At 61.7% G+C, this 3124-nt stretch carries 2 protein-coding genes; both read left to right on the forward strand.

The window, feature by feature from the left end:
* Window positions 1-23 precede the first annotated feature (23 nt).
* Complete coding sequence (locus AC0KVQ_RS16195) at window positions 24-1604, forward strand: Re/Si-specific NAD(P)(+) transhydrogenase subunit alpha (RefSeq protein WP_473422231.1); 1581 nt, start codon at window positions 24-26, stop codon at window positions 1602-1604.
* A gap of 165 nt (window positions 1605-1769) precedes the next feature.
* Window positions 1770-3124, forward strand: a 1355-nt coding sequence (locus AC0KVQ_RS16200; RefSeq protein ID WP_473422230.1) for an NAD(P)(+) transhydrogenase (Re/Si-specific) subunit beta, incomplete at its 3' end; no start/stop codon positions are given.

The raw sequence follows: 3124 nt of genomic DNA on the forward strand, positions 1-3124 counted from the left end.
GTAATGGAGAACCGAGAATGTCACTGGTAATAGGGGTGCCTCGCGAAGTTTATGCCGGGGAGAAACGCGTCGCGACCGTTCCCGACGTTGTCGAGAAACTGATCAAGCTGGGTTTCAAGGTCACCGTGGAGTCCGGCGCTGGCGAATCCGCCAACTTCAGTGACGATGCCTACCGCGCTGCCGGGGCTGAAGTCATCGCCGATACCGCCCAGCTGTGGGCCGGTGCCGATATCCTCTTCAAGGTGCGCGGCCCGAATGCCGACGAAGTGGCGCTGCTGCGCGAAGGCGTGACGCTGATTTCCTTCATCTGGCCGGCGCAGAATCCGGAGCTGATGCAACAGCTCGCTGCCAAGAAAGTCACGGTCCTCGCCATCGATGCACTGCCGCGCCAGTTGAGCCGCGCGCAGAAGATGGATGCACTGACGTCGCAAGCCGGTGTGGCCGGTTATCGCGCCGTGATTGAAGCCGCCAATGCCTTCGGCCGCTTCTTCAACGGCCAGATCACTGCCGCCGGCAAGGTGCCGCCGGCCAAGGTCTTTATCGCCGGTGCCGGTGTGGCTGGCCTTGCCGCCATCGGTACGGCAGCGAACCTCGGCGCCATCGTGCGCGCCAACGATACCCGCGCCGAAGTGGCCGATCAGGTCAAATCGCTCGGCGGTGAGTTCGTCAAGGTTGATTACGAGGAAGAAGGCTCGGGCGGCGGCGGTTATGCCAAGGTCATGTCCGAAGGCTTCCAGCAGGCCCAGCGCGAGATGTATGCGCGCGAAGCCAAGACGGCCGACATCATCATCACCACCGCATTGATTCCGGGCAAACCGGCACCGAAGCTGATCACGGCCGAGATGGTGCAGAGCATGCGCCCGGGCAGTGTCATCGTCGACATGGCCGCCGAACAAGGCGGCAACTGTGAATTGACCGTACCGGGTGAAGCGGTAGTGCGTCATGGCGTGACCATCGTCGGTTATACCGATCTGGTCGGCCGTCTGGCCAAGCAATCCTCGACGCTGTATGCCACCAACCTGTTCCGCCTCTCCGAAGAGCTGTGCAAGACCAAGGATGGCGTGATCAACGTCAACATGGAAGACGACGCCATCCGTGGTCTCACCGTGATCAAGGACGGCGAAATCACCTGGCCGGCCCCGGCGCCCAAGCTTGCAACGCCTGCTGCGAAACCGGCGACGGCCGCCGCACCGGTGGTGAAGAAGGCCCACGGCCATGGCGAGCCGAGCGAACCGATGTCGGCCAAGAGCCTCGCCATCGTGTTCGGCGGTGGCGCACTGCTGTTCTGGCTGATCGGCGCCTTTGCCCCGGCCGCCTTCCTCGGCCACTTCACCGTGTTCATCCTGGCCTGCTTTGTCGGCTACATGGTGGTGTGGAACGTGAAGCCGGCCTTGCATACGCCGCTGATGAGCGTGACCAACGCGGTGTCCTCGATCATCGCCATTGGTGCGCTGGTGCAGATCGCCCCGCCGCAAAGCGCCGATCTGTCGCGTCCGGATGACATCATCCGCTGGCTGGCCGTCATCGCGATCGTGCTCTCGACCATCAATATGTTCGGCGGTTTTGCGGTTACCCGTCGTATGTTGGAAATGTTCCGCAAATAACAAGAGCACCTGCTTCAGCAGGCGAGCGAGCCAAAGCAGGTGACAGGAGGCCGGCGCACAGGAACCGGAATGTACATGTAGTACATGAGGATTCCGAGCACCGCCCGACTGTCAGATGCAAAGGCGCAGCCGCCTGCAGGAACCGTTTTCAAGGGGATTTATAATATGTCTGCAAGTCTGGCTACCGTCTCCTATCTGGGAGCCACCATTCTCTTCATCCTGTGTCTGGGCGGTTTGTCCAACCAGGAAACCGCCCGTCGCGGCAACCTGTACGGCATCATCGGCATGACCATTGCCATGCTGGCCACCGTACTCGGTCCGCGCGTGGCCTCGCTCGGCCTGCCGTGGATTCTGGGTGCCACCGTTGTCGGCGGCGCAATTGGCCTGTACGCTGCCCGCGTGGTCAAGATGACCCAGATGCCGGAACTGGTTGCGCTGATGCACAGCCTGGTCGGTCTGGCTGCCTGCCTGGTGGGCTTTGCCAGCTACATCGACACCTCGATCGCCTTCACCGGTGCCGAGAAGGCCATCCATGAAATCGAGATCTATGTCGGCATCCTGATCGGTGCGGTCACCTTCTCGGGTTCGCTGATTGCCTTTGGCAAGCTCTCGGGCAAGATCGGTGGCAAGCCGGTGCTGCTGCCGGGCCGTCACCTGATTAACCTGGTCGGCCTGTTGGTCGTCATCTACTTCGGTCGCGAATTCCTGCATGCCGAAACCGTGGCTGCCGGCATGCTGCCGTTGACGGTGATGACCGTGATTTCGCTGCTGTTCGGTATCCACATGGTGATGGCCATCGGCGGTGCCGACATGCCGGTGGTCGTGTCGATGCTCAACAGCTACTCGGGCTGGGCGGCGGCCGCGACCGGCTTCATGCTCTCCAACGACCTGTTGATCGTGACCGGCGCGCTGGTGGGTTCAAGCGGCGCGATCCTGTCCTACATCATGTGCAACGCCATGAACCGCAACTTCCTCAGCGTGATTGCCGGTGGCTTTGGTTCCGACGGTGCCAAGCCTGCCCCGAAAGCGGAAGGCAGTGCCCAACCGGCTGGCGAAGTCACGGCGGTCCTGGCAGGTGAAACGGCCGAATTGCTGAGTGAAGCCAAGAACGTGATCATCGTGCCGGGTTACGGCATGGCGGTAGCACAAGCTCAGCACATTGTGTACGAGATCACCGAGCATCTGCGCGAGAAGGGCGTGAACGTGCGCTTTGGCATTCACCCGGTCGCGGGCCGCATGCCGGGACACATGAACGTGCTGCTGGCGGAAGCCAAGGTCCCGTACGACATCGTGTTCGAAATGGATGAGCTGAACGAAGACTTCCCGGATACCGATGTGGCGATGGTGATTGGTGCCAACGACATCGTGAACCCGGCCGCGCAGGAAGATCCGAGCAGCCCGATCGCCGGCATGCCGGTGCTGGAAGTATGGAAGGCCAAGACCTCGATCGTGATGAAGCGCTCGATGGCCTCCGGTTACGCTGGCGTGGACAACCCGCTGTTCTACAAGGACAACAACCG

Source organism: Formivibrio sp. oc-25, from assembly GCF_055810895.1.